Here is a 3,695-nt window from a genome sequence, read left to right on the forward strand (position 1 = left end):
CGCCGGCACCGTCAAGGCTTGCGAAGCCAGCCTGAAACGCCTGCGGGTGGAACGCATCGATCTCTACCTGCTGCACTGGCGCGGCACGCATCCGTTTGCCGCCACCATCGAGGCCATGGAAACACTGATCGACCAGGGCAAGATCGGCGCCTGGGGCGTCAGCAATCTCGACCTCGACGACATGCAGGAATTGCTCGAGCAGGACAATGGCCATCATGTGCAGGTCAACCAGGTCTTGTACAACTTGTCGCGGCGCGGCATTGAGTTCGACCTGCGTCCCTTCGCCGTCGAGCAGAATATCGCCCTCATGGCCTATTCGCCGATCGAACAGGGACGCATCCTCAAGGACGCCGCGCTGGTCGCGGTCGCCGAACGCCATGGCGTCACGCCGGCGCAGGTTGCGCTGGCCTGGACGTTGCGCCATCCGGGCATGATCTCGATTCCCAAGGCATCAACGGTGCAGCACGTGCAGGACAATCGCGCCTGCCTGGACGTGACGCTCGACGCGACCGATCTGGCCGGACTCGACCGGGCTTTTGCGCCGCCGAAGAAACGCCGCCCATTGGAAATGCTCTAGCCGAATTCAAAAGCAAGCGCCGGAGTGCCGCCGCCGCACCGCCTTTTTACACTGAGTCCATATCGATTCGCAGGCGAGAGGATGAAGTAATGAATACCGTGGCAAACCACAGCAATTCCATCGTCCGACGCGTCGCTGCGCTGGACTGGCAGGACATCGCCACCGAGCTCAATGAATACGGCTGCGCGCGCCTGCCCGGCTTGCTGCAGGAGCAGGAGTGCGAGGCGCTGATTGCCGACTATGCGCGCGATGAACTCTATCGCAGCCGCGTGATAATGGCGCGCCATGGTTTCGGTCGCGGCGAATACAAGTACTACAGCTATCCGCTGCCGGAACTGATCGGCGCATTGCGCAGCGCCTTCTACGCGCGCCTGGCGCCGCAGGCCAACCGCTGGAACGAGGCGATGGGCATCGACGTACGCTATCCCGCCGCGCATGACGACTTCCTCGCGCGCTGCCATGCAGCCGGACAGCTGCGGCCGACGCCGCTGATCCTCAAATATGAAAGCGGCGACTACAACTGCCTGCACCAGGACTTGTACGGCGAACACGTGTTCCCGATCCAGATGGCGATCCTGCTGTCGGCGCCGGGGCGCGATTTCAGCGGCGGCGAATTCGTCATGACGGAACAGCGCCCGCGCATGCAGTCGCGCGCGGAAGTGGTTCCATTGCGCCAGGGCGACGCCTTGCTGTTCGCAGTCAATGAGCGGCCGGTGGCCGGCACGCGCGGCTACTATCGCGTCAAGATGCGCCATGGCGTGAGCCGCCTGCGTTCCGGCCATCGCTATACGGCGGGTGTGATTTTCCACGACGCGCTGTAGGCGCATAAAAAAAGCGCCTCCGTTTCCAGTGGAGGCGCTTCCTGCGTTTGTTGCATTTACTTCACGTGCGGATCAAGCCGATTTGATATTGTCCGGCGACAGCGGAATCTTGCGCACGCGTTTTCCCGTCGCCGCGAACAATGCGTTCGCCACCGCCGGTCCGACCAGCGCCGTGGCCGGTTCGCCGATGCCGCCGGGCTTCTCGGTGCTCTTGACCAGCGTGACGTCGATGCGCGGCATCTGCGACATGCGGATCACCGGATAGTCATGGAAATTGGTCTGCTGCACGCGCCCCTTGTCGAGCGTGATTTCCGAGCCCAGCACCGACGACAGACCGAAGGCGATGCTCGATTCTATCTGCGCTTCCACCGTGTCGGGATTGACCATGCGGCCGAGGTCGGCGGCCACCCACATCTTGTGCACGGTGATCTCGTTGTCCTTCACCGAAATCTCCGCCACCTGCGCCATGTAGGTGTCGTAGCCTTCCATCAGGGCGATGCCGCGGCTGCGTCCTTTCGCCAGCGGCTTGCCCCAGCCCGCCTTGGTCGCCGCGATCTTCAGCACGTTGGCGAAACGCGGCTGCTTGTCCAGCATCGCCAGCCGGTATTGATAGGGATCCTTGCCGGCGGCGGCGGCCAGCTCGTCGATGAAGCTCTCGTTGGCGAAGGCGTTGAGCGCGTGGCTGACCGAGCGCCAGTAGCCGACGCGCAGGCCGCTGTCGTGCTCGATCAGTTCCTGCGTCATGTTGGGGATGTCGTAGCCGACCACCGCCGCTTCCGCCATGAAGGGATCGAGTGCGCCCTTGGGCAGGCCGAAGGCGCGCTGCGTCACCGACTGCGAGGTCAGCTGGAAGGTCAGCGCGACCGGCTTGCCGGCCGCATCGAGTCCGGCCGCCATGCGATGGAAGGCCATCGGCCGGTAGAAATCATGGGTGGTGTCGTCCTCGCGGCTCCACAACAGCTTGACCGGCTTGCCGACCGCTTTGGAAATCTGCGCCGCCTGCACCGCGAAGTCGTATTCCAGACGCCGGCCGAAGCCGCCGCCGAGGAAGGTGGTCTGCACCGTGACGTCTTCCGGCTTGAGGCCGACCGCTGCCGCGACGTTGCCCTGCGTACCCTGCTGGAATTGCGCCGGGCCGATCACCAGGCATTTGCCGTCCTTGGCATTGAAATCGGCAGTGAAATTCTGCGGCTCCATCGTTGCATGCGCCAGCAGCGGCGACCAGTATTCGGCCTGCATGGTCCTGGCGGCGCTCTTCATGGCGGCATCGGCGTCGCCGGTTTTTTTGATCGGCGTCGGCGCATCCTTGGCGTTGCGGATGCCGTCCATCATCGAGGCATTGTCGATGGCGGCGCCCGCACCTTCATCCCAGGCGACGGTCACGGCTTCGCGCGCCTTCTTGGCACGCCAGTAGCTGTCCGCCACCACCGCCACGCCGTCGCGGATCTGCACCACGTCGATCACGCCCGGCATGGTCTTGGCCTTGCTCGCGTCAAAACTCACTACCTTGCCGCCGATCACCGGACACTGCTCCAGCGAGGCGTAGACCATGCCCGGCAGCTTGACGTCGATGCCGAACACGGCAGTACCGTTGACCTTGCGCGGGGTGTCGAGGCGCTTGGTCGGCTTGCCGATGATCTTGAAATCCTTCGGGTCCTTCAACACCACGTCCTTGGGCACCGGCAGCTTCGATGCGGCATCAGCCAGTTCGCCGTAGGTCGCCTTGCGTCCGCCCGGACCGGTGACCTTGCCGTCGCCGGCCGTGAGCGTTGCGGCGTCGACGTTCCATTTCTGTGCCGCTGCCGCGACCAGCATGGTGCGCACCTGGGCGCCGGCCACGCGCAGCTTTTCCCAGCCGTCGCGCACCGAGGTCGAGCCGCCGGTGAGCTGGCCGCCGAGCAAGGCATTGGTGTAGACCTCGCCGACCGGGGCGATCTCGACCTTGATCTTGCGGATGTCGACGCCCAGTTCTTCGGCGATCAGCATCGGCATCGAGGTGTAGACGCCCTGGCCCATTTCGGAACGCGCGGAAATCAGCGTGATGGTGTTGTCGTCGGCAATGTGGACCCAGGCGTTGGGCGTGTGCAGGGTGCCGGCCGCCTGCGATACGCTGACCGCGCCCGGCAGGCTGACGCCGAGCGTGAGGCCGCCGCCGACCAGCGCTGTCGCTTTGAGAAAATCGCGTCGTGTGGTTGTCATGGCGATCTCCTCAGGCCTTGCGCATTTCAGCCGCGGCGCTCTTGATGGCGGCGCGGATGCGGTTATAGGTGCCGCAGCGGCAGATGTTGCCGCTCATG

At 64.4% G+C, this 3,695-nt stretch carries 3 protein-coding genes and 1 pseudogene; 2 read left to right on the plus strand and 2 right to left on the minus strand.

Annotation, left to right across the window (positions count from 1 at the left end; genetic code table 11):
• Both HLUSI_RS0118395 and HLUSI_RS0118400 read left to right on the plus strand, forming a co-directional pair.
• Nucleotides 1-577: aldo/keto reductase (locus HLUSI_RS0118395; RefSeq protein WP_016835350.1), on the plus strand; the 577-nt coding region annotated here is incomplete at its 5' end.
• Nucleotides 578-666: 89 nt separating this feature from the next.
• Entirely contained in the window at nucleotides 667-1,398 is a 732-nt protein-coding gene (locus HLUSI_RS0118400) for a 2OG-Fe(II) oxygenase (RefSeq protein WP_016835351.1), read from the plus strand.
• A gap of 72 nt (nucleotides 1,399-1,470) precedes the next feature.
• Here the strand turns inward: HLUSI_RS0118400 and HLUSI_RS0118405 are convergent, their stop codons facing one another.
• Together HLUSI_RS0118405 and HLUSI_RS34330 are read right to left on the minus strand one after the other, a co-directional pair.
• A complete protein-coding gene (locus tag HLUSI_RS0118405; RefSeq protein ID WP_016835352.1) occupies nucleotides 1,471-3,597 on the minus strand; it encodes a xanthine dehydrogenase family protein molybdopterin-binding subunit in 2,127 nt (708 codons plus the stop codon).
• Nucleotides 3,598-3,607: 10 nt separating this feature from the next.
• Nucleotides 3,608-3,695: pseudogene (locus HLUSI_RS34330) on the minus strand ((2Fe-2S)-binding protein); the annotation flags it as partial.

The organism is Herbaspirillum lusitanum P6-12, from assembly GCF_000256565.1.
Taxonomy (GTDB): domain Bacteria; phylum Pseudomonadota; class Gammaproteobacteria; order Burkholderiales; family Burkholderiaceae_D; genus Herbaspirillum; species Herbaspirillum lusitanum.